This window comes from Thalassospira alkalitolerans, assembly GCF_002115745.1.
GTDB lineage: Bacteria > Pseudomonadota > Alphaproteobacteria > Rhodospirillales > Thalassospiraceae > Thalassospira > Thalassospira alkalitolerans.
Map to the genome: position 1 here is coordinate 399,768 of NZ_JFKB01000001.1, position 22,816 is coordinate 422,583.

The window sequence follows — 22,816 nt, forward strand, 5'->3', positions numbered from 1 at the left end:
ATAATGATAATGAGAGTCATTATTATATTGTCGACCCCAATGGTTGGGCGACGAGTTAACAGGAGAAGTCCAAAATGACGATTTCGATTAATCTTACCGCAGACTCATCGGGCAACGGTGTTGACCTGCACGGTGCACTTGAAGATTTCAACAACAACTTCTCGCTCGGAAGTGGGAATCACGGCACGTTCTACACCGGTCTTACAGACACGACGACGTCCTATGGTGGTACGCATTTTTATGCGGAGGATCAGGATAGCAGTAGTTCATATACCGGCGGTGTTCTGGCCTCTGCAGGCGATACAAATTTCGCCTATGACCTTGCGACACATACTATTACCGGCAACCTTGACGCCTTGTCGTTCGGTGAGACACTTGGTTACAACTCTACCTTTACTGCGCATGAGTTTACCGATTCGTCGATTGATATTTCCGGTCTGGATCTTTCCGACAGTGATACCAATGGTGTTCTTGTCGATATTTATACCGGTAGCACGGATACGCTGGAATCTGTCTTTGATTCAGAAGGTGTCGAAATCAACGGCAGCACCGGTGCTGATGTCATCGGCGGCTGGGCCGGTGATGACGTTCTGACCGGTAATGGTGGTGCCGATACCTTTGAATTCGATACTTCGGCATCGTTTGGTGATGACACCGTTACTGATTTCGACGATGGCACCGATGTGCTTGATATCGATTTCGCCTCGGTAACGATTGCGGATGATGGTGATGGCAACGCGTTGATCACACATGCCAATGGCACGGTGACCCTGACCGGTGTTGATTTCACCGACCTTGACGCAAGCGACTTCGTTTAACGAAGACGGCCCGCCCCGCAAGTAGCGGAACGGGCGCAAGGTCTTTCAATGCAGGGCACCGCGTAAAAGCGGTGCCCATCCCATCCTAATCCCATATTTTCCGAAATGGAAACAGCGTGTCTGATAAAGCCAGTTCGCATCATTCAATGTATTCGACGGCGGTATCGCCGTTAGCGGAGGCTCTTGCTTCCGTACGCGGTGCCTTTTTGTCGGTTGCGGCGCTGAGCGGGGTATCGAATATTTTGATGCTGACCGGTCCGCTTTTTATGTTGCAGGTCTATGACCGGGTTCTGGCGAGTGGCAGCATTCCAACCCTTGTGGCGATGGTTGTTTTGATGCTGGCGATGTATTTGTTTTTGGGCACGGTTGATGCCCTTCGCGCGCGCATGTTGGTCCGGATCGGGTGGCGTGTGGATGAACAACTTGGCCCAATGGCATTGTCGACAACGCTGGATCAGGCATTGCGCAACGGCAATGCAACAGTCCGTCCGCTGAACGATTTGGATCAGATCAGACAATTTTTGGGCGGTGCCGGACCGATTGCTGTTTGCGATATGCCGTGGATGCCTTTGTTTCTGGGGATCGTTTTTGTCTTTCACCCCTGGCTTGGTTTTTTGGCCCTGACCGGTGGTGTGGTTCTGGTTGTTCTGACCCTGATCAGCGAGTTTGCCACCCGGCGCCAGGTTGAGCGCCTGAACAAACAGGCGGTATCACGGGCCAACTTGGTCGAAGCCGGGTGCCGGAATGCCGAAGCCATCCGGGCGATGGGCATGTTGCCGACATTTACCGCACATTGGGCGCGATTAAATGACCGCTATTTGCGCGACAATACCGGGGTTGGCGATGTGAATTCAACGTTCTCGGCCTATATCAAAGTTATCCGTCTGGCCATGCAATCGGGCGTTCTTGCGCTTGGTGCCTATCTTGCCATCGGGCAGGAAGTAACCCCTGGCACAATGATTGCGGCATCGATTCTGACCGCGCGCGCCTTGTCCCCGGTTGAACAGGCAATTGGCAACTGGCGCGGTTTTGTGGCCGCACGTCAGTCGCGCCATCGTCTTGACCGTTGTCTTGCCGACGCACAGAAAACAACGGATCGGCTTGAACTTCCGGCACCGTGTCAAAGCTTGCAGGTTTCCAATCTTATGGTTCGGGCCCCGGCCCTTCGGAGCGGCGGCAAACCCGCGGCCCCTGGCCGGGTGTTGCTTCGGGTGAGTGATGTCACATTAAAGGCCGGCGACGGTCTTGGCATTATCGGGCCAAGCGGATCGGGAAAATCGACATTTGGGCGGGCATTGGTTGGTATTGGGGCCATTCAGAATGGCGCCATTCGCCTTGATGGGGCCGAACTTGATCAGTGGGATCCCGACAGGCTTGGTATGCATGTTGGCTATTTGCCGCAGGATGTTGAACTGTTTGACGATACGGTTGCTAAAAATATCGCAAGACTGCGCCGTAATCCCGATCCGACGGATGTTGTTCGGGCCGCGCAATTTGCCGGTGCGCATGACATGATCCTGACATTACCCGATGGTTATGACACCCGGGTCGGTGCGGGGGGCATTGTTCTTTCCGGCGGGCAGCGCCAGCGAATCGGGTTAGCGCGCGCCTTGTTTGGCGACCCGTTTTTGATTGTTCTGGATGAACCGAATTCCAGTCTTGATAGTGCGGGTGAGCAGGCCTTGATCGAAGCTGTACGGGCCGCCCGGCAGCGCGGCGCAATTGTTGTGATGATTGCACATCGTCCCGGTGCGCTGGCGACGGTGAACTTGGCAATGGTCATTCAGGATGGTCAACAGGTGGCATTGGGGGCGCGCGATGACATCTTGCGCAAAACCATGCGTCAGGTCGGAGAAAGCGCATGACCGGTAAAAATCTGTCCCGTATGACTAATCCCAATCCCAATCCTAGCCCCAGCCCGGCATTGCAAAGTCTGCGACGTCATACTCTTTTTGGGGTCACAGCGGTTTTGGTGCTGTTTGCCAGTCTTGGTAGCTGGATGGCGCTGGCAAAGCTTTCCGGTGCGGTGGTTGCCAGTGGTAAATTGGTGGTCGAAAGCAATGTAAAGGATGTTCAGCATCCCGATGGTGGCATTGTTGGCGAAATTCATGTCCGTGACGGGGATCGTGTGCGGGCTGGGGATCTTTTGATCCGTCTGGACGATACGATGGCACGGGCAAGTCTGGGTATTGTGGATAGTCAGATTGATGCCTATCGGGCGCGCCGAATGCGCTTGGTCGCGGAACGTGATGAGGCCGACAGGCTTGTCATTCCTGATATGTTGACACAGCGTCTTGGCGATCGCGCGATTGCCGATTTGGTTGCGGCCGAGACAAAGCTGTTTGAAGCACGGCGTCAAAGTCTGGAAGGCGAAAAAGCCCAGTTACGTCAGAAATTGATGCAGCTTGCTGAAACGATTGTCGGGCTTGAAGCGCAAAAAGCGGCCAATGAAGAAGAAAGTCTTCATATTCAGGACGAACTGGACGGGCTTGAGATGCTTTATGAAAAGCAACTTGTGGCGATTACGCGGGTTGCGGCCTTGCGGCGCGAACGCGCCAGTCTGGGGGGCAAGCACGGGGAATTATTGTCCGAAGTCGCGGCAATTGGCATGCAAATCTCGGAAACAGAAATGGCAATTCTGCAACTTGATCGGGATCGCCAGACCGAGGTCCTGACAGAATTGGGCGACATTGATCAGCAATTGGCCGAGTTGTCGCAAAAACAGATTGCCCTGCGTGATCAGATGCGGCGTATCGATATTCGCGCCCCCTATGACGGGACGGTTTATCAGATGGCGGTGCATACGGTTGGCGGTGTTGTTGCTGCCGGGGACCGGGTTATGGGAATTGTGCCTGATCAGGATGAATTGGTGATCGAAGCCCGCATCAATCCGCAGGATATTGATCAAATTTATCCCGGCCAAATAGCCATGCTGCGCTTTACCGCGTTTAATCAGCGCACCACCCCCGAACTTACGGGCAATGTCATTTTGGTTGCGGCCGATCTGTCACGTGATGAGCTAACGGGTGATACATATTATAATGTGCGGATCAGGATCACAGCCGGCGAGGTCGCGAAGCTTGGCGATCAGGGGCTGGTTCCGGGCATGCCAGTCGAAGCTTTTATTGCCACCGGCGAGCGCACGGCACTGAGCTATCTTGCCAAACCGTTTTCCGATCAGTTCGCGCGTGCTTTTCGGGAAGAATAAATTGTTGTCTGTTTCAGATATCGTTCGTCCCGGATCGTTCTTGTCTTTAACGGGTCGTCAGTTTGCGCGGCACTTGCGGATAGCAATGAAAGGCAGGTCGGAATGAATTTGGACGGGGATTTAACAGAGGTCAGTCGGGCAGAGACTCGGCTTCAGAAACTTAAACGGATGACGACAAGCGATCACCAGCATATCGATGATATGGTGATGGCCATGGCGCCGTTTGATAGTCGCGGGAATTATGCCCGGTTTTTGGGGCTGCAATACGTGTTTCATCGATTGGTAAAGCCGTTTTATACCGCCGATGACCTGAATGTCCTGATACCGGGACTTTCAGAGCGAAGCCGTTTTACAAGCGTCTGTGCGGATATTGCAGATCTGCAATGCGCCGTACCTGAAATTCAAACCCCGGTTGCCGTTCCCGATGCCGGTATGGAACGTCTTGGATGGTTATATGTTTGTGAAGGTTCATCGCTAGGCGCGGCATTTTTGCTAAAGGCTGCAACAAATATCGGGCTTGATGCCAGTTTTGGTGCCCGCCACCTGGCCGGACACGAGGATGGGCGGGGCAAGCATTGGCGCGAATTTGTCGATCAGGTCAATGGTTTGGCGCTTGGCGAACAGCAAGAGCAGGAAGTCATTAACGGGGCGATTGCGGCCTTTGACTTTTTCCGCATTCTTTTGATCGAAGATCAAAAGAATGCCGCATAGGGCCAAAGCCCTTGGTTGAAAGGCTTGCAGGGTCAGGATCGTGACTTGATTTCTGGCAAAAGCGGCTGTATAAAGCCGCCAAGCTTTTTGTAAACACTGACAAAGAGTGGGCCCTGCGCCCGCTCTTTTGTGCATTTTGGGGTATGGCATCGCTATATGGCTGAGGTAATCGGACAACAGTTGAAAGACCCGTTGATGATGCGGATCACGGAGATTATCGAGCCGTCGATCAACGCGCTGGGTTTTGAACTGGTGCGTGTCACCATGATGGGCAAAGACAGAAATGTCTTGCAGATCATGGCAGATCGTATTGATGCCTCTGGCAGTATCAATGTTTCGGATTGCGCCGAGATCAGCCGCACCGTGTCTGCCCTGATGGAAGTTGAAGATCCGATTTCAGGTGCTTATCACCTTGAAGTTAGTTCGCCGGGTATTGACCGCCCGCTGACCCGTGCAAAGGACTTTGACGTCTGGCGCGGGTTTGAGGCAAAGGTCGAATTGGTGATGGCCCAGAATGGTCGTCGCCGTTTCAGCGGATTGCTGGATGGAATCGAAAATGATGCGGTCGCCCTGATTGTCGATGGCGAACGTGAATTGTTGCCGTTGGCCGATATCGCCAAGTCGAAATTGGTGTTGACGGATGAATTGATCGCGCATGTCACCGGCAAGAGCCGGTCTGACGACAACGCAGAATAGAGGTTGGATATGGAAGCAACTTCGGGAATGCCGCGGCCGGAGCTTCTGCAAGTTGCAGATGCCGTTGCCCGTGAAAAAGGCATTGATCGTGAAGAAGTTCTTGGTGCAATGGAACAGGCCATTCAAAAGGCCGGTCGTTCCAGATATGGCCATGAGCATGATATCCGTGCTCATATCGACCGCAAAACCGGTGAAATCAAGCTGGCGCGTTTTGTCGAGGTCACGGATGACATCGAAAATGACTTCACTCAGATGTCGCTGGAACAGGCGCGTATTCGGAACGAGAATATTCAGCTTGGTGAATTCCTGATTGATCCGTTGCCGCCGATTGATTTCGGTCGTATCGCCGCACAGACCGCCAAGCAGGTTATTGTTCAAAAAGTACGTGACGCAGAACGCGAACGTCAGTTTGAAGAATACAAAGATCGTGCTGGTGAAGTTATCAACGGTCTCGTCAAGCGTGTTGAATTTGGCAATATCCTGATCGATCTGGGTCGTGCAGAAGCCATTTTGCGCCGCGAAGAACTGATTCCGCGTGAAACTGTACGTCAGGGTGATCGCGTTCGTGCGCTGATCCTTGATGTGCGCCGCGAACAGCGTGGCCCGCAGATCTTCCTGTCGCGTACCCATCCGACCTTTATGGCAAAATTGTTTGCCCAGGAAGTGCCGGAAATTTACGACAATATCATCGAGATCAAATCGGTTGCCCGTGATCCGGGTTCGCGCGCCAAGATTTCGGTTCAGTCGTCTGATCATTCGATTGATCCGGTCGGTGCCTGTGTCGGTATGCGCGGTTCGCGTGTACAGGCCGTGGTTGCCGAACTTCAAGGCGAGAAAATCGATATCATCCAGTGGTCGGAAGATCCGGCAACTTTCGTGGTTAATGCTTTGGCCCCGGCTGAGGTGACCAAGGTTGTTATCGATGAAGAAACCAACCGTATCGCCGTTGTCGTTCCGGACGATCAGCTAAGCCTTGCCATTGGCCGTCGTGGTCAGAATGTGCGCTTGGCTTCGCAGTTGACCGGCTGGGATATCGATATTCTGACCGAGGAAGACGAAAGCCAACGTCGTCAGGAAGAATCACTCAAGCGTGCGGAAATGTTCATTACCGCCCTTGATGTTGACGAAGTTGTTGCACATCTTTTGGTCGCCGAAGGCTTTACCTCGATCGAGGAAGTTGGTTACGTGCCGTTGGCCGAGCTGGCAGAAATCGAAGGTTTCGAAGAAGAAATCGCCGAGGAACTGCGCAATCGTGCACGAAGCTACCTTGCCGAAGAAGCGGATCGTCTTCAGAAGCGTCGCGAGGAACTTAAAGTTGCCGATGACCTTGTCGAATTTGGTGATCTGTCGCTGGCAGTTGTCGTGCGTCTTGGCGAAAACGATGTTAAAAATCTTGAAAACTTCGCCGATCTCGCAAGCGATGAGTTGATCGAATATGTTGGTGATGCGGATAATATCACCATGGATCAGGCGAATGACCTGATCATGAACGCACGTCGTCAACTTGGCTGGTTCGAAGGGCTTGAAGAAGAAGCCGCCGAGGAAGCAGAAGTTGAAAGTGAAGAGGCTTAAGGCCGATCGGAGGACGCCATGTCGCATCGTAAAGGCGGCAAGGTAGCCGAGGTTCCGGAACGCCGGTGCATTGTCACCGGCGACGTCCGGCCCAAGGAAGATCTTCTCAGGATTGTGATAGGACCGGATAATACGGTCGTTCCCGATCTTGAGGAACGGTTGCCGGGACGGGGATTATGGTTGTGCCCGTCGCGGGATGTGATAAATACCGCCTGTGCAAAGAATGCTTTTGCCAAGGCGGCACGGCAGAAAGTTGTGGTTGACCCTGCGCTGGCTGACCGGATCGAGAAGCTTTTGCTTCAGAAAAGTCTCGATCTGCTGTCGCTCGCGCGGCGTGCTGGTCAGGCCGTTGCCGGATACGAAAAAGTCCGCTCCCAGATTAACGAGGGTGCGGCAATGATATTGGCAGCCCGAGATGGTGCTGCGGACGGAAAATCCAAGATCGAGGCGAAGGCCCGGGATCTGCCGATTTATACCGTTCTGGATGCTGCCGAGATTGGCGCGGCCTTTGGCCGCGATAAAGCAGTACATGTGGCTGTTGCGCCGGGCGGACTGGCAAAACAGCTGGGCCGCTCGCTTAGGCGGCTAAAAGGATTTCGCGCGGTCTGAATGCAGGCTTGCGCAGAACGGACAGGACAGGACAGGCAAACGATGCCAGTCCCGCAGGAAATGAGGAAGTTGGACGGATTATGAGTGATCGCGATCAGGAGAAGAAACCGCTGAGCCTCAACAGATCGAAACTTGAACTGAGCAAGACGGTCGAGGCTGGGCAGGTGCGGCAAAGCTTCTCGCATGGACGGTCCAAATCTGTGACTGTCGAAGTGCGCAAGAAGCGGACTTTCGAAAAGAACGAATCCGGTCGCTTCCGTGAAGTGAAGAAGGATGCGCTTGCCGAGGAGCAACCGGTACAGCAGCAACAGCCTGATGCTTCGGCACCAGCGCCTGCACCGGTAGCTAAGCCAGCAGCCAAGCCGGTAGCCAAGCCTGCTCCGGCTAAACAATCGCGCCCGGCCAGAAAGCCGCGTCAGGTTGAAGATCAGAGCAAGCTGACCGATGGCGAGCGTGCCGTACGTATGGCAGCGCTTAAAGCATCTGAAGTGCGCCGCAAGCAGGAAGAAGCTGCTGCCGCTGAACTTGCTGTTCAGGAAAGCAAGCGCAAGGCTGAAGAAGCAGAGCGCCTTAAGCAGGAAGAAGCTGTAGCTGCCAAAGCTGCGGCTGATGCTGTTGCGCAGGGCAAGGATGCCCCGGTTTCGGTTGAAGATGTTGAAAAGACAATTGCAGCGTCAACGACCAAAGGAAAATCCAAGCCAAAACCGACTGCTGTTGCGAAAAAACAAGAAAACATTATGCCCGGTGAGCCGGGTGAACCGATGGTTCCCGAAGAGCGTCGCCGTGTTGATCCGTCCACTGTGAAGCCGAAAAGCCGCAAGGAACTGGACGAGGAAGAAGCCCGCACGGTTGCCGCACGCAAGCGCGCCGAGGAAGAAGCCCTTGGCCGTGCTGCACGTACCAAAGGTGACGAAGGTCGCCGTCGTGGCAAGCTTTCGATCAACAATGCGATGTCCAATGATGAAGGCGGTCGTCGTCGTTCGATGGCGTCGATCAAACGCCAGCAGGCTAAAACCAAAGCCCGTATGCAGGGTCAGCAGAAGCCGAAAGAAAAAGTTGTACGTGATGTGATTGTTCCGGACGTGATTACCGTTCAGGACCTTGCAAACCGTATGGCGGAACGTGCAACTGATGTGATCAAGGCCCTTATGGGACTTGGCATCATGGCAACCATCAATCAGAGCCTGGATCCAGATACCGCACAACTGGTTGTCGAAGAATTCGGCCACAAGATGAAGCGCGTTTCGGATGCCGACGTTGAAGAAGCACTGGTCAGTGCAGATGACAACGACGATCAGCTGATTGGTCGTCCGCCGGTCGTGACCGTTATGGGCCACGTTGACCATGGTAAAACCTCGTTGCTTGATGCGTTGCGTAAAACCGACGTTGTCAGCGGTGAAGCCGGTGGCATTACCCAGCATATCGGTGCCTATCAGGTGACGATGGCAGCTGGTTCGAAAATCACCTTTATTGATACCCCGGGGCACGCTGCATTTACCGAAATGCGGTCACGCGGTGCCAAGGTTACCGATATTGTTGTTCTGGTTGTTGCAGCCGACGACTCGGTCATGCCACAGACCATCGAAGCCATCAACCATGCAAAGGCTGCTGGCGTTCCGATGATCATCGCGATCAACAAGATCGACAAGCCGGGTGCGAACCCGTCCAAGGTGAAAACCGAACTGCTGCAGCATGAAGTCGTCGTCGAGGAAATGGGCGGTGAGGTTCAGTGTCTTGAAGTTTCGGCCAAACAGGGCCTTGGCCTGACCGAACTTGAAGAAGCTATTCTGTTGCAGGCAGAGGTTCTTGACCTTAAAGCCAACCCGGGACGTGTTGCCGACGGTGTTGTCGTTGAAGCCCGCATGGAAAAAGGCCGTGGCCCGGTTGCTACTGTTTTGGTTCAGCGCGGTACGCTTAAAAACGGTGATATCTTTGTTACCGGTCCTGAGTGGGGCCGTGTGCGTGCATTGGTCAATGATCATGGTGTTCGCATCGAAGAAGCCATTCCGGGGATGCCGGTTGAAGTAACCGGCCTGAACGGGGTTCCGTCTGCTGGTGATGACTTTGTGGTTGTCGAAAACGAAGCCAAGGCGCGTGAAGTTTCTGATTACCGTCAGCGTCGCATTCGTGAAACCCAGGCTGCGGCAATGAAGAAATCCGCGCTTGAAAACATGTTTGCAACGTCGGGCGAAGTCAAAGAACTGCCGATCGTTATCAAGGGTGACGTGCAGGGTTCTGTCGAAGCTCTTATCGGTACCCTGCAAAAATTGGGTAACGAGGAAGTCAGCGTCCGTGTTCTGCATAGTGGCGTTGGCGGGATTAACGAATCGGATGTCACGCTTGCCCGTGCATCGAACGCGCTGATCATTGGTTTTAACGTTCGTGCCAACCAGCAGGCTCGTGAACAGTCCCGTCGTGATAACGTGGATATTCGCTATTATTCGATCATCTATGATGTTGCAGACGATATTAAAAAGATGCTGTCGGGCATGCTGTCACCGGAAGTTCGCGAGAAATTCCTGGGTTACGCAGAAATCCGCGACGTCTTTACAATTTCGGGCAACAAAATTGCTGGTTGTATGGTTACCGAAGGTACGGTCAAACGTGGTGCGGGTGTTCGCCTGCTTCGCGACAATATCGTGATCCATACGGGCGATCTGTCGACATTGCGCCGCTTCAAGGATGAAGTAAAAGACGTCCGCGAGGGCTATGAATGTGGCATGTCGTTTGCCAAGTATAATGATCTGCAGGTCGGCGATATGATCGAGTGCTTCGAGCAAGAGGAGATCGCCGTCGAACTTTAAGACGGTGGATTGACAATATGGCGAAGCAACCGGCCAAAGCACCAAGCCAGCGACAGTTGCGCGTGGCGGAGGAAATCCGCCAGGCCCTGTCGCGAGCGCTTGAGCGTGGAGACATTTATGACCCGGAACTGACCCGGCGCCCGGTAACCATTACCGGCGTCAGTCTGAGTCCGGACATGCGTAATGCTATGGTATCCTTTACGCCACTTGGCGGGGGCGAGGTGGAAACCTCGCTTAAGGCGCTGACGCGCCAGAAGGGCCATCTGCGTAATCATGTGGCGCATACAGTTCATATGAAATACGTACCGGCATTGCGATTTATTGAAGACAAAAGTTTCGATGTCGCCGACCATATTGGTGCCCTCCTGCGTGACCCACATGTCGCACAGGATCTTGCCGCCGATCCGTCGGGCGACCCTGAGAATGAGGAAGACTGATGGCGCGTCGGCGTCGCGGTAGAAGCATTAACGGCTGGCTGGCTGTCGACAAACCGCTTGAGATCACGTCTTCGACGGTGGTCAACAAGGTGCGTCGTTTGCTTGATGCAGCAAAAGCCGGTCACGGCGGGACACTTGACCCGCTGGCGACAGGTGTACTGCCGATTGCCTTTGGCGAAGCAACAAAAACTGTTGCCTATGTCATGGATGGCAGCAAAAGTTATCGTGTAACGCTGAAATTCGGCGAAGCACGTAGCACGGACGATGCCGAAGGCGACGTTATCGCCACATCGGATCATCGTCCGGACGCAGAAGAAATCAAGGCTGTGCTGGGAGAGTTTACGGGCGAAATCCAGCAGGTGCCGCCAAAGTTTTCGGCGATCAAGGTCAATGGCAAACGTGCCTATGATCTTGCGCGTCGCGATGAAGACGTGGTGCTTAAACCGCGTCCGATTCTGATCAAGGATCTTCGACTGGTCGATATGCCGGATCGCGATCATGCCGTTTTCGAAGTTATTTCGGGAAAAGGGGCATATATGCGGTCTTTGGCGCGCGATATTGCGCTGCGCCTTGGTAGTGTCGGCTATATATCCGCTCTTCGCCGGACGTCGGCGGGACCGTTTCCTGAAACAAGCTCTATTCCGCTTGAGGAATTGCTTGCCATGGAACCGGATGCGGTGTTGGAGAAATTGCTTCCGGTCGAGACCGCGCTGGACGACATCCCGGCGCTGGCCCTGACCGAAGTCGAAGCGCAGCGGCTTGCTTCTGGCCAACCCGTTGGGTTGTTGGCGGTGGCAAAGCGCAGTTGCCTCGAAACGCCCGTCGTGCAGGACGAAATCGTCTGTGCCATGCTTGATAACCGCGCGGTTGCGTTGGTCGAGATCTGTGGCAGCGAAATTCGGCCTGTACGTGTTTTTAATCTCTAAAGGCGAAAGGATGCCCGATGTCGATTACTGCTGAACGCAAAGCCGAGCTGATCAAAGAATATGCTCAGAAAGACGGTGACACCGGTTCCCCTGAAGTTCAGGTTTCAATCCTGACCGAACGGATCAAGAACCTGACCGAACACATGAAAGAACACAAACACGACTTCCATAGTCGTCGTGGTCTTCTCATGATGGTTGGCCAGCGTCGTCGCTTGCTGAAATATCTGCAGCGTAAAGACCAGTCGCGCTACGAAACTGTTATCGAGCGCCTCGGTCTTCGTCGCTAATTTTAAATTGCGGCGGAGTGGTTTATCCTCTCCGCCGTCGTTTTTTTTATTGTCCCGAGCGGATCGGGCAACACGGGAAAGCAGGGTCGGATGGGCCGATCTGTTTTGCTTGGTCCGGACCCATTAATTATGCAGCTTTTATGAAAGCCTCATAATTAATGTGTTCGGAACTCGTGTATGACTATCCGGGTCCGCTGAAGGTTTGGAAGAGGAAGAGAAAATAATGTTTAATATCGTCCGCAAGGAAATGCAGTGGGGCAACGCCAAACTGGTTCTGGAAACCGGTAAGGTCGCGCGTCAGGCTGACGGTGCCGTTATGGTTACCTATGGCGAAACTGTTGTTCTGTGTACCGCTGTTGGTGCCAAGTCTCCGCGTCCGGATATCGATTTTTTCCCGATGACCGTGAACTATCAGGAAAAAGCCTTTGCAGCCGGTAAAATCCCGGGTGGCTTCTTTAAGCGCGAAGGTCGTCCTTCAGAAAAAGAAACCCTGGTTTCGCGTCTGATTGACCGTCCGATCCGCCCGCTTTTCCACCCGCAGTACCGTAACGAAACCCAGATCGTTTGTACCGTTCTGTCCCATGACATGGAAAACGATCCGGACGTGGTTGCCATGATTGGTGCCTCGGCGGCGTTGACCATTTCCGGCCTTCCGTTCCTTGGCCCGATTGCTGCGGCACGTGTTGGTTACAAAGACGGCGAATACACTCTGAACCCGTCACCGGAATCGGTTAAAGAAAGCGATCTTGATCTGATTGTTGCCGGTACTCGTGATGGCGTGATGATGGTTGAATCTGAAGCCAGCGAGCTTTCGGAAGAAATCATGCTTGGTGCTGTTAAATTTGGCCATGAACAGTTCCAGTCGGTTCTTGACCTGATCATTGATCTGGCCGAAGACGCTGCCAAAGAGCCGCGTGCCATTGCTGAACTTCCGGATGGCTATGATGCGCTGGCCGCAAAAGTTGCTTCTATCGGCACCGATGCTCTGACCAAGGCTTATGGCCATGTTGTCAAACAGGAGCGTTCTGCTGCTATTGCCGAAGCCAAGGCTGAAATCGTTGCCAAACTGGCCAGCGAAGAAATTGCTGACGATCTTAAAGGCAAGATTTCCACGGTTATCAAAAACCTGGAAAAAGACATCGTTCGCGGTGCAATCCTGAAAACCGGCAAACGTATTGACGGTCGTTCGGGTTCGGACGTTCGCCCGATCATTGGCGAAGTTTCGGTCCTGCCGCGTTCGCACGGTTCGGCGATCTTCACCCGTGGCGAGACCCAGGCGCTTGCAGTTGCGACCCTTGGTACCGGCCAGGATGAACAGATCGTTGATGCACTTGACGGTGAATACCGTGAAAACTTTATGCTGCATTACAACTTCCCGCCCTACTCGGTTGGTGAAGCTGGTCGCATGGGTTCGCCGGGACGTCGTGAAATCGGCCATGGTAAACTGGCATGGCGCGCCATTCATCCGTTGATGCCGACCAAGGATCAGTTCCCTTATACGGTTCGTATCGTTTCGGAAGTTACCGAATCAAACGGTTCGTCCTCGATGGCGACTGTTTGCGCAACCTCGCTTGCAATGATGGATGCCGGTGTTCCGCTGGCAACCCCGGTTGCCGGTATTGCCATGGGCCTGATCAAGGAAGACGACGATTTCGCCGTTCTTTCCGACATCATGGGTGACGAAGATCACCTTGGCGACATGGACTTCAAGGTTGCAGGTACCGAAAACGGTATTACCTCGCTTCAGATGGACATCAAAATTACGTCGGTTACCCAGGAAATCATGAAGATCGCTTTGGGCCAGGCCCGTGATGGTCGTCTGCATATTCTTGGTGAAATGTCCAAAGCACTGCCAGAAGCACGTGGTGAAGTTTCGGACAATGCGCCGACCATCACCCAGTTCTCGATCCCGCGCGACAAGATCCGTGACGTTATCGGTTCAGGCGGCAAGGTCATTCGTGAAATCTGCGAAGAAACCGGTGCGAAAGTCGATATCGAAGACGATGGCTCGATCACTGTGGCACATACCGATGGTGCCAAAGGCAAGCAGGCTGTTGATTGGATCAAATCGATCGTTGCAGAACCTGAATTGAACCATATCTATGATGGTAAGGTTGTTAAAGCTGTTGATTTTGGCGCCTTCGTCAACTTCTTCGGTGCACGCGATGGTCTGGTTCATATCTCTGAACTGGCTCAGGAACGCGTCAAACAGGTTTCTGATGTCGTCAAAGACGGCGATGCGGTCAAGGTTAAGGTCATCGGTTTTGATGATCGCGGCAAGATCAAATTGTCGATGAAACGCGTTGACCAGGAAACCGGTGCCGATCTTGAAGCCGGCGACGCTGAATAATCTGATCTGATATACCGGACGGCGATAATAATAACACGCCGTCCGGGTTCCAAATGCGATGCTTGGGGCATCGCTGGCGATGAAAAGCCGAACGGGAGAGACGAATTTGAAAGCCCTTAAACCGCTCGTCATGTCGGGAAAAGAGGTCTTGCCGCTGGTTGAAGGTGGCAAGGGCATCGCTGTTACAACGGGTAAAAGTTCCGGCGCATGGGCAGCTGCTGGTGGCATCGGGACGTTTTCCGCCGTCAATGCCGACTCCTATGACAAAAATGGCAATATGGTTCCGGTTGATTACATCGGAAAAACCCGTGGTGAACGCCATCAGGAACTGATCGCCTATGGTATTCGTGGCGGTATTGCTCAGGCACAGATTGCGCATGAAGTTCGCGGCGGCGAAGGCCGCCTGCATATGAACGTTCTGTGGGAAATGGGTGGCGCCGAAGAAATTCTGCGCGGCGTGCTTGAAGGGACCAAGGGTCTTGTTCATGGCGTGACCTGTGGGGCTGGCATGCCCTATAAAGTGGCGCAGATCGCCGCCCAGTATAGCGTGTATTATTACCCGATCGTTTCGTCGTCACGTGCTTTCCGCGCATTGTGGCTGCGTGCGTATAAGAAAACTCCGGAATGGCTGGGCGGTGTGGTCTATGAAGATCCATGGCTTGCCGGTGGCCATAATGGGCTATCAAATTCCGAAGATCCTTTGGTTGCTGAAGACCCGTTCCCGCGTGTCGCAGAACTTCGGACCTATATGAATTCGGTCGGTTTGCATGATGTTCCGATCATCATGGCCGGTGGGGTTTGGTTCCTGCGTGATTACGAAGACTGGCTCGACAATCCGGAAGTCGCACCTGTTGCATTCCAGTACGGGACCCGTCCGCTTCTGACCAAGGAAAGCGAGATTTCCGAAGAATGGAAAAATCGTCTTCTGTCGTTGCAAGACGGTGATGTTTCGCTGCATAAATTCAGCCCGACCGGTTTCTATAGCTCGGCCGTTCGCAACGATTTTCTCGAAGATTTGCATCAGCGTTCCGACCGTCAGGTCCGTTATTCACGTGCCGCAGAAGCCGATCTGCATGTTGGCATTCCGTTGGGCCGTCGTGGTCGTCCGATCTATGTTCGTGAAGACGATGCTGACAAGGTTCGGGCATGGCTTGCCGCGGGTTATACCGAAGGCATGGCGACCCCGGACGAGACCATGGTCTTTGTCACACCTGAAAGTGCGCTTGGCATCAAGAAAGATCAGATCGACTGCATGGGTTGTTTGTCGCAATGTGCGTTTTCGAATTGGGAACAGAACGAAGGCACCACAGGCAAGCGCGCCGATCCGCGTTCATTCTGCATCCAGAAAACCTTGCAGAACATTGCACATGGTGCCGCGGTTGATCATGAACTGATGTTTGCCGGTCACAACGCCTATAAATTTGGTCAGGATCCGTTCTATGCCAACGGTTTCGTCCCGACGGTCAAACAGCTGGTTGATCGGATTGCGACTGGCGACTAGGCCAATAAATTAGACGCAGATTTCAAAAGGGCCGGTATTTCCGGCCCTTTTTTAATGGGCAGCGGGTCAGTTAACGCTTTGGGATGGTATGATTGGAGTTGATCAAAATCAAAGAAAGACGCGTAGAGGTTCCCTAATATACGCTTGGATTTAATCGGGAACCGGAACGTAACCGGGCCCGGAATGCGTATGAAGGGACAATTTCATGACGACCAACCCGCGTCCATATACCCATGCTCTGAACCGTTTGAAAGAGGCCGGATTGCGTCCGACCCGTCAACGTTTGGCATTGGCCCGTTTGCTGTTTGACAATGGCCATCGCCATATCACAGCTGAACAGCTTCATTCCGAGGCGATGACCCAGAATATAAAGGTTTCGCTGGCAACGGTTTACAACACGTTGCACCAGTTTACGGATGCCGATCTTTTGAATGAAATCGTCATTGATTCCGGTCGGTCGTATTTCGATACCAATACCAGCCCGCATTATCATTTCTATTGCGAGGAAGATGGTATGTTGTGCGATATTCCCGCCGATGCGGTCCAACTGGCGCGTATTCCGAATATGCCGCGCGGGACTGAGCTGGAATCTGTTGATCTGGTGTTCCGCCTGCGGCGCCAGTCGGCACGTACTGTTGCTGCTTGATTGAACGTAACCGGTGTTTTTCGACCGTGATATGGCGTGAATATAGCCACACGGTAACAGGGAAATGACGGACTGATGAAAACCACCCTGAAAGGTGGAAAACGTCCCTTCAGTGCTTGACGGGTGTGGTTTCAAAGACAAATACAGAAGCGGTGGTGCCAATAGGGACCGCCGCATTTTTGTTGGTATCCCCTAGCGGACCGACAATGCCTTCTTAGACCAGAATGAAAAAAAGGAAGCCCATAATGGTGCTTAAGGGAACACGTACCGAGCAACATCTTCGCGCGGCATTCGCGGCCGAGGCGCAGACCAATCGCCGTTATCTTTATTTCGCACAGCAGGCGGATATTGAAGGTTACACAGAGGTCGCCGAAATGTTCCGGGCGGCCGCCGAAGCCGAAACAGGTCATGCTTTCGGGCATCTTGAATTTCTTGAACAGGTTGGGGATCCGGCGACAGGCCAATCCATCGGAACCACGCGCCTTAATCTTGAAGCAGCATTGATCGATGAAAAAAACGAGGCCGAAAACCGGTATCCAGAAATGGCGCGCGCGGCACGTGAAGAAGGTTTTGACGACATCGCTGATTGGTTTGAAAGCCTTGCACGCGTCGAAGCGGCACATGCAAGCCGGATGGAACGTGCGCTTAACGAATTTGGCAATTCCCGATAATGCATCCGCATTTTGCGGTCCTGGTGTTTTGGCGGTGTCTTTGCCACATTCCCGATACAGGAAAAGTGCATGTTTATTGTTTCACTGACCTACAAGGTGCCGCTTGATCAGATCGATGCTCATTTGGCCGAACATGTTGAATGGTTAAAGGCCGGATATGCCAGTGGTGTCTTTATTGTGTCAGGGCGCAAGATACCGCGCGACGGCGGGATTATCATGGCTGGTGGTGATCGTGATCGATTGCAAGAAACCTTGAAAGGCGATCCTTTCCATCGTCATGATCTTGCCGATTATGTCATCACAGAATTCGAACCGAGCATGACAGCAAACGGCTTTGAACGTATGGCCGGGATATAGGCCAAAATCTGGGGTTAAAGCCCAAGGTTCCAGATTGGCCGTCAAACCAAACAGAATCCGGAAAAGATATCTATATTTCCGGGCCGGATGGTCAGCTTTACTGGGCAGCCATCAGGTTTGTATCTTTGCTGCCGGTGACCGTGCCGCGCAGCACGATATGACGTTGCCCGAGCGAGTTGTGTTCAACCTCGCCATCGACCTGATAAACATCGCGTAAAAGATCACGATTGATGACGTCTTCGCTGCGTCCGAATGTCACCATTTTGCCGTTGGCAATTGCCAAGGCATGATCACAATAATGCAGGGCATGGTTGAGATCGTGAATGGCAATCAGGACGATCATCTTTCGGTTTTGGGCAATATTGCGCATGAAGGTCAGGACCTCCATCTGGCGATGCAGATCAAGGGCCGAGGTCGGTTCATCCATCAGAAGAATTTTTGGATCGCGAATTAGTGTTTGGGCGATTGCAACCAATTGGCGTTGACCGCCGCTAAGCTCGCCAAGATTACGCGCCGCAAGGTCGGATATGCGAAGGGCCGCCAGAATATCATCGATCCGGGTCAGTTCATCGGCCCGAACGCGAAGCGACGATCCTTGTTTGGCCGCCAAAATTACCGATTCATAAACCGACAGAACCGCATTTGACCCTGTATCCTGTGGCATATAGCAGATCGTATTGCGGTTATAATCCTGTGTTTCGACATGGACCTGGCCTGTGCCCTTGGCAAGACCGGCGATGCGCTTGAACAGGCTTGATTTACCGGCCGCATTCGGGCCGATCACAGCGGTTAACCCGCCACCGGTCAGAACAGGGGTGGTGACACCGGAAACCACATAGGTACGGCCATAGCGCGTCCCAAGGTCTTCAAGCCGAAGTGTTACCAAGATTTCCTCCTGCTTGCGAAAATCAGCGAGAAAAAGAACGGCACACCGACAAGTGCGGTAATCACACCAATCGGAAGGATCGCACCGGGAATGATCAGTTTGCTCAGCACGGATGTTGCCGACAGGATCAAAGCTCCACACAGCACCGAGGCCGGCAGGAAGAAACGTTGATCTTCGCCGACCAGCATACGCGCAATATGCGGCCCGACCAGACCAATAAAGCCGATGGTGCCGACAAACGATACCGGAATTGCCGCCAGAAGACTGACGAGCAACATGGTCTTAAGGCGCAGTGACTGGACATTTACTCCAAAGCTTTCGGCCTTGGCATCGCCAAGACGAAGGGCGGTCAGTGCCCATGCCTGTCGGGTGAAAAGTGGTAGGGCAATGGCGACGGCAATGGCGGTAATGGCGACTTTTGACCAGGTCGCTTTGACCAGACTGCCCATTGTCCAGAAGACAACAGCGGCCAGTGCCTGTTCGCTGGCAAGATATTGCAGCAAAGCCAGCAGCGCATTGAAGGTAAACACCAGCGCAATGCCAAGCAGAACAATGGTTTCAACCGTTACACCGCGCATGCGGCTGAAAAAATGAATGATCAGGGCGGTTGCCATCGCCATGATAAATGCATTGATCGGAATGATGAATTCAACAAAAGCTGGCAGGATCGCAACCCCAAGAACCAGCGCCATTGCCGCGCCAAACCCTGCTGCGGCGGAAATGCCCAGTGTAAACGGGCTGGCCAGCGGATTGGCAAGAATGGTCTGCATCTGTGCGCCCGCCGTTGAAAGGGCTGCACCAACGGTCAGTGCCATCAGGGCAACCGGCATGCGGATTTCCCAAATCACAACGCGCAATTGGTCGCTAACATCGGATGGGTTCAACAGGGCAAAGATCACATCACGAAGCGGATAATTGGCCGGCCCGGTTGCCAGATCGACGGCAAAGGACAGGAACAGGGCAATTGTCATGCCGCTTAGGATCAGGATACGACGCAAGGAGCGCGCTTTGTAATGCGCGCTCCCGGTCAGGTTTTTGGTTTGTTCAACGGTCATGGAAATCAGTTCTGATCGTCGATGGAAATGAAGTAGCCCGGCTGATAATCAATCGGCAGGAAACGTTCATGCAGTTCGCGGAACGAGCTTTCCGGATCGATATCGGCAAACAGGTCCGGGTGGAACCATTTGGCCATCTGTTCGATCACGACGAACTGATAGGGGCTGTTATAGAACTGATGCCAAACCACGTGGATATTGTGGTTTTTGGTGGCTTTGATATCCTGAAATGCTGGGCGTTCCGTTAGGCCGATCAATTTGCGTTTGGCTTCTTTCATATCGGCACCCGGGCCAACAGGCACCCAGCCCATACCGGGTGCATATGCTTCCCAATCACCGCCGGTGCCAACAAACTGGTCTGGATCGCTTGCAACAACCTGTTCCGGATTGATTGTGCCAAAGGTGCCCGGAATGATATCGGCGGCAATGTTTTTGCCACCGGCAAATTCAACCATTTTCCCGAAATTTTCGTTGCCAAACGACATGCAGCATTCATCGGAATAACCCGCAGCACGTTCGATAAAGACATCAGGTTTTTTCGGGTCTGCCTTGGCCAGGCGATCGGTAATCAGCTTGATATGGTCGGCACGGAATTTGATGAATTCTTCGGCGCGTGCTTGCAGACCGGTTAACTGACCCAGAATACGCATGCTGGTTTCGGTATTCTTCATCGGTGATTCGCGGAAGTCGATATAGATCAGCGGAATGCCAACCGCGGCGAGTTTTTTATCAAGGCTGGCGTCTTCGGTAGCACCCTTGGATTCAAGGTTCATCACAACGACATCGGGGTTAAGCGATATTGCCTGTTCGATATCAAATGTGCCGTCCTTGATACCGCCAAAGGTCGGCAGGCTGTCAATCGCCGGATATTTGGCGGCGTAAAGGCCATAACCCTGTGGGTCGGCCTTTTTCAGGTCATCGCGCCAACCAACGACTCGTTTGAACGGATCTGCGCTATCAAGCGTCGCAAGACCATAAATCAGGCGGCCTTCGCCAAGGATAAGTTTTTCAGCTGGAACTTTGACGTTGATCTGACGGCCCGTAACATCCGTGATTTTGATGGTTTCTGCGGCATGAACGGTCCCCGCGACCATGAATGCAACGGCAGCAATAGCGCCAAAAATTTTCATCCCCGTACCTTTTTTAGGATTGCCTGACGGCGGCATTATCATTTATTGAGAATGCAAATCAATCTTTTTTGCATTTATTGCATAATTTTCAGGTTGATGGATATCCGTGCCGGTATCGGTTGGGTTGGGCGGGTTTGCACCTTAATATGTAATTCATAGTGACCGTGTCGGGATATCAGGGGTGACTGGACCAAAATGACGCAATCAGGCAATTTCAATCTGCGCGACGAGATCAGGGAATATTGGTCGATGCGGGCCGTGACCTTTGATGATCAACCAGGGCACGAAATTTTTTCCGATCAGGAACGTTTGGCTTGGCACGATTTGTTTCGCCGTCATCTGGGCGATGGGGTGCTTGGTGATGGAACGGTTAGACGCGCGCTTGATCTTGCCAGCGGAACCGGCGTTATCAGCCATTTGCTGCATGATCTGGGCTTTGACGTAACCGGCCTTGATTGGTCGGAAGCGATGCTGGCCAAGGCGCGGGACAAGTCGAAATTACGCCAGTCAAATATTCGGTTTCTTTTAGGGGATGCCGAAAATACGTTTGAAGATGATGATAGTTACGACGTGATTGTGACCCGCCATCTGGTTTGGACGCTGGTTGATCCCGCCATGGCCTTTGCCGAATGGTTGCGGGTTCTAAAACCCGGTGGCAAGCTTTTGATTGTTGATGGGGATTTCGTTTCACCGACCTGGATGAGTACGCTGAACAAGACGATGGCCAACCTTTTACACGCCATCGGATTAAAGCGTGTGATTGATGAAACGCCGCAGATTAAAACCCATCGGGATATTCTGGCGCGCGTGCATTTTTCCCAGGGTGCCCGGGCCGATGCGGTTTGTGAAATGTTGAAATCCGCCGGGTTTGATCCGGTAACGACTGATTTTAACATGCGGCAAATTCATCGTGCCCAGTCAAAGCATCTTGGCCTTGCCAAGGGGTTGGAACGCGGGGCACAGCATCGTTATGCCATCTGTGCGATCAAGCCATAAACTGGCGGTAAATCACCAAATCAACGGGATCTGAAGACCGGTATCGTGATCGGCCATTTATTTATATCTGGGCGAGCTTGATACTGATGTCGGTTTTGACCGAATTGGCAAGAAAGCAGGCGTCATGTGCTGCGTGGTGTAACTCGGCTTCGACCTTGGGCGAAGGCGCTGTGCCGGTATATGTGACCTTTGGGCATAGTTCGACCCGGGTGACGAGGGTTTTGCCATCTTGCTTTTCCATCACACCATTTGCGCTATCAACATAGCTGTCGACGACAAATTTCTTGCGGGATGCAAAATCAAGAAAGAACAGCATATGGCAGCTTGAAAGTGCGGCGACATAGGCTTCTTCAGGATCGACATTTTCTTCAATCGAATAGGGCAGCGGTACGACATGGGGCGATGCGGAGGCGGGGACTTCGGCACCACCATCAAAACGCCAGATGTGACCGCGGCTGTAACGGCGATCGGTAAAGGTGGCACCGTCGCGCTTCCATGTGACTTCTGCGCTAAAACGGCTCATTACGGTTCTCCCATGTCGTTGGCTTGGACAAGGTTGCCTGATGTGATTCCGATATGGGTCATAAGGATCGAAACTGCGTGTTCGACATTACCATCGGCACAGGCGTTCAAAAGGGCTTCGTGTTCTTTGTAAAATGCGGCGCGCGACCAGGAACCTTTGGGCTGACGGTAGTAGGACCGCCGGGCTTCGCGGCGCAAATCCATAATCATCTGCACCAGACGGGGATTGTTGCACGGCGCATACAGGGTTTGGTGAAACGCAATATCAAGTTCTTCGATGGTTGACGGGCTATCTTCTTCTTGCAGGTCTTCGTTCAGGCGGCGCGCCTTGCGCAAATCGCGCGGGACCAAATGCGGGATCGCAAGGCTAAGCGCCATTGCTTCTAGCGAGATCCGAATCTGCGATAAATTTCGGACTTCCTTGGCACTTAGGCCATTAACCGCCAAACTGCGATCAGATCGTTTGGTCAGAAGTCCATGGGTCAGAAGTCGTTCCAATACCTGGCGTATGGGTTGGCGGCTAACACCAAATCGTTCGGCCAGCATTTCCTGTTTAAGGACTATGCCGGGGCCAAGGATGCCAGTTTCGATTTCATCCTGAAGGATTTTAGTAATTTTATTTGTATCCATGGAT

The 22,816-nt window shown here is 53.0% G+C and carries 22 protein-coding genes; 17 read left to right on the top strand and 5 right to left on the bottom strand.

Going from position 1 to position 22,816, the window contains the following annotated elements:
- Positions 1 to 74 precede the first annotated feature (74 nt).
- From TALK_RS01855 to TALK_RS01930, 16 genes are all read left to right on the top strand, one after another.
- Positions 75 to 818: a calcium-binding protein gene (locus TALK_RS01855; RefSeq protein WP_085615243.1), complete on the top strand. Its 744-nt coding sequence runs from the start codon at positions 75 to 77 to the stop codon at positions 816 to 818.
- Positions 819 to 934: 116 nt separating this feature from the next.
- The gene (locus TALK_RS01860; protein ID WP_245829630.1) at positions 935 to 2,683 is read left to right on the top strand and encodes a type I secretion system permease/ATPase; all 1,749 of its coding nucleotides are present in this window, start codon (positions 935 to 937) and stop codon (positions 2,681 to 2,683) included.
- Positions 2,680 to 4,026: an HlyD family type I secretion periplasmic adaptor subunit gene (locus tag TALK_RS01865; RefSeq protein WP_139833691.1), complete on the top strand. Its 1,347-nt coding sequence runs from the start codon at positions 2,680 to 2,682 to the stop codon at positions 4,024 to 4,026. The genes TALK_RS01860 and TALK_RS01865 overlap by 4 nt, the downstream gene beginning before the upstream one ends.
- Positions 4,027 to 4,128: 102 nt before the next feature.
- Positions 4,129 to 4,737 carry a biliverdin-producing heme oxygenase gene (locus TALK_RS01870; protein ID WP_085615245.1) on the top strand — a complete coding sequence of 203 codons (609 nt, stop codon included), beginning with the start codon at positions 4,129 to 4,131 and terminating at the stop codon, positions 4,735 to 4,737.
- A 156-nt stretch (positions 4,738 to 4,893) separates the two neighbouring features.
- Positions 4,894 to 5,433 (top strand): ribosome maturation factor RimP, encoded by a 540-nt coding sequence (gene rimP / locus TALK_RS01875; RefSeq protein WP_085615247.1) that lies wholly within the window; start codon positions 4,894 to 4,896, stop codon positions 5,431 to 5,433.
- 9 nt (positions 5,434 to 5,442) lie between these two features.
- Entirely contained in the window at positions 5,443 to 7,005 is a 1,563-nt protein-coding gene (gene nusA, locus TALK_RS01880) for a transcription termination factor NusA (RefSeq protein ID WP_085615249.1), read from the top strand.
- Between the two features lie 18 nt (positions 7,006 to 7,023).
- Positions 7,024 to 7,614, top strand: a complete 591-nt coding sequence (locus TALK_RS01885; RefSeq protein ID WP_085615251.1) for an RNA-binding protein — start codon at positions 7,024 to 7,026, stop codon at positions 7,612 to 7,614.
- Positions 7,615 to 7,694: 80 nt separating this feature from the next.
- Positions 7,695 to 10,418: a translation initiation factor IF-2 gene (gene infB, locus TALK_RS01890; RefSeq protein WP_085615253.1), complete on the top strand. Its 2,724-nt coding sequence runs from the start codon at positions 7,695 to 7,697 to the stop codon at positions 10,416 to 10,418.
- A 17-nt stretch (positions 10,419 to 10,435) separates the two neighbouring features.
- Positions 10,436 to 10,855, top strand: a complete 420-nt coding sequence (gene rbfA, locus TALK_RS01895; RefSeq protein WP_085615255.1) for a 30S ribosome-binding factor RbfA — start codon at positions 10,436 to 10,438, stop codon at positions 10,853 to 10,855.
- Positions 10,855 to 11,781: a tRNA pseudouridine(55) synthase TruB gene (gene truB, locus TALK_RS01900; RefSeq protein WP_085615257.1), complete on the top strand. Its 927-nt coding sequence runs from the start codon at positions 10,855 to 10,857 to the stop codon at positions 11,779 to 11,781. Before rbfA ends, truB begins: the two co-directional genes overlap by 1 nt.
- Positions 11,782 to 11,798: 17 nt before the next feature.
- The gene (gene rpsO, locus TALK_RS01905; RefSeq protein WP_085615259.1) at positions 11,799 to 12,068 is read left to right on the top strand and encodes a 30S ribosomal protein S15; all 270 of its coding nucleotides are present in this window, start codon (positions 11,799 to 11,801) and stop codon (positions 12,066 to 12,068) included.
- A 223-nt stretch (positions 12,069 to 12,291) separates the two neighbouring features.
- Positions 12,292 to 14,418, top strand: a complete 2,127-nt coding sequence (gene pnp / locus TALK_RS01910; RefSeq protein WP_085615261.1) for a polyribonucleotide nucleotidyltransferase — start codon at positions 12,292 to 12,294, stop codon at positions 14,416 to 14,418.
- Positions 14,419 to 14,524: 106 nt separating this feature from the next.
- A complete protein-coding gene (locus tag TALK_RS01915; protein ID WP_085615727.1) occupies positions 14,525 to 15,919 on the top strand; it encodes an NAD(P)H-dependent flavin oxidoreductase in 1,395 nt (464 codons plus the stop codon).
- 205 nt (positions 15,920 to 16,124) lie between these two features.
- Entirely contained in the window at positions 16,125 to 16,565 is a 441-nt protein-coding gene (irrA, locus tag TALK_RS01920) for an iron response transcriptional regulator IrrA (RefSeq protein WP_085615263.1), read from the top strand.
- Positions 16,566 to 16,810: 245 nt separating this feature from the next.
- Positions 16,811 to 17,236 (top strand): rubrerythrin family protein, encoded by a 426-nt coding sequence (locus TALK_RS01925; RefSeq protein WP_085615265.1) that lies wholly within the window; start codon positions 16,811 to 16,813, stop codon positions 17,234 to 17,236.
- 69 nt (positions 17,237 to 17,305) lie between these two features.
- On the top strand, positions 17,306 to 17,593 hold the full coding sequence (locus TALK_RS01930) for a YciI family protein (RefSeq protein ID WP_085615267.1): 288 nt from the start codon (positions 17,306 to 17,308) through the stop codon (positions 17,591 to 17,593).
- Between the two features lie 97 nt (positions 17,594 to 17,690).
- On the opposite strand, the gene TALK_RS01935 is transcribed toward TALK_RS01930, so the two are convergent.
- Genes TALK_RS01935 through TALK_RS01945 form a run of 3 tightly spaced genes read right to left on the bottom strand, consistent with a single transcriptional unit; the run spans position 17,691 to position 20,664 of the window.
- Positions 17,691 to 18,479, bottom strand: coding sequence for an ABC transporter ATP-binding protein (locus TALK_RS01935; RefSeq protein ID WP_085615269.1), 789 nt, complete (start codon positions 18,477 to 18,479; stop codon positions 17,691 to 17,693).
- The gene (locus tag TALK_RS01940; protein ID WP_085615271.1) at positions 18,473 to 19,534 is read right to left on the bottom strand and encodes a FecCD family ABC transporter permease; all 1,062 of its coding nucleotides are present in this window, start codon (positions 19,532 to 19,534) and stop codon (positions 18,473 to 18,475) included. Before TALK_RS01940 ends, TALK_RS01935 begins: the two co-directional genes overlap by 7 nt.
- Positions 19,535 to 19,539: 5 nt before the next feature.
- On the bottom strand, positions 19,540 to 20,664 hold the full coding sequence (locus TALK_RS01945; protein WP_085615273.1) for an ABC transporter substrate-binding protein: 1,125 nt from the start codon (positions 20,662 to 20,664) through the stop codon (positions 19,540 to 19,542).
- A gap of 195 nt (positions 20,665 to 20,859) precedes the next feature.
- Here TALK_RS01945 and TALK_RS01950 point away from each other — a divergent pair, with 195 nt between their 5' ends.
- Positions 20,860 to 21,660, top strand: a complete 801-nt coding sequence (locus tag TALK_RS01950; RefSeq protein WP_085615275.1) for a class I SAM-dependent methyltransferase — start codon at positions 20,860 to 20,862, stop codon at positions 21,658 to 21,660.
- 61 nt (positions 21,661 to 21,721) lie between these two features.
- Here the strand turns inward: TALK_RS01950 and TALK_RS01955 are convergent, their stop codons facing one another.
- Both TALK_RS01955 and TALK_RS01960 read right to left on the bottom strand, forming a co-directional pair.
- Positions 21,722 to 22,183, bottom strand: a complete 462-nt coding sequence (locus tag TALK_RS01955) for an OsmC family protein (RefSeq protein WP_085615277.1) — start codon at positions 22,181 to 22,183, stop codon at positions 21,722 to 21,724.
- Complete coding sequence (locus tag TALK_RS01960; RefSeq protein WP_085615279.1) at positions 22,183 to 22,812, bottom strand: GntR family transcriptional regulator; 630 nt, start codon at positions 22,810 to 22,812, stop codon at positions 22,183 to 22,185. Before TALK_RS01960 ends, TALK_RS01955 begins: the two co-directional genes overlap by 1 nt.
- Positions 22,813 to 22,816: the final 4 nt, after the last annotated feature.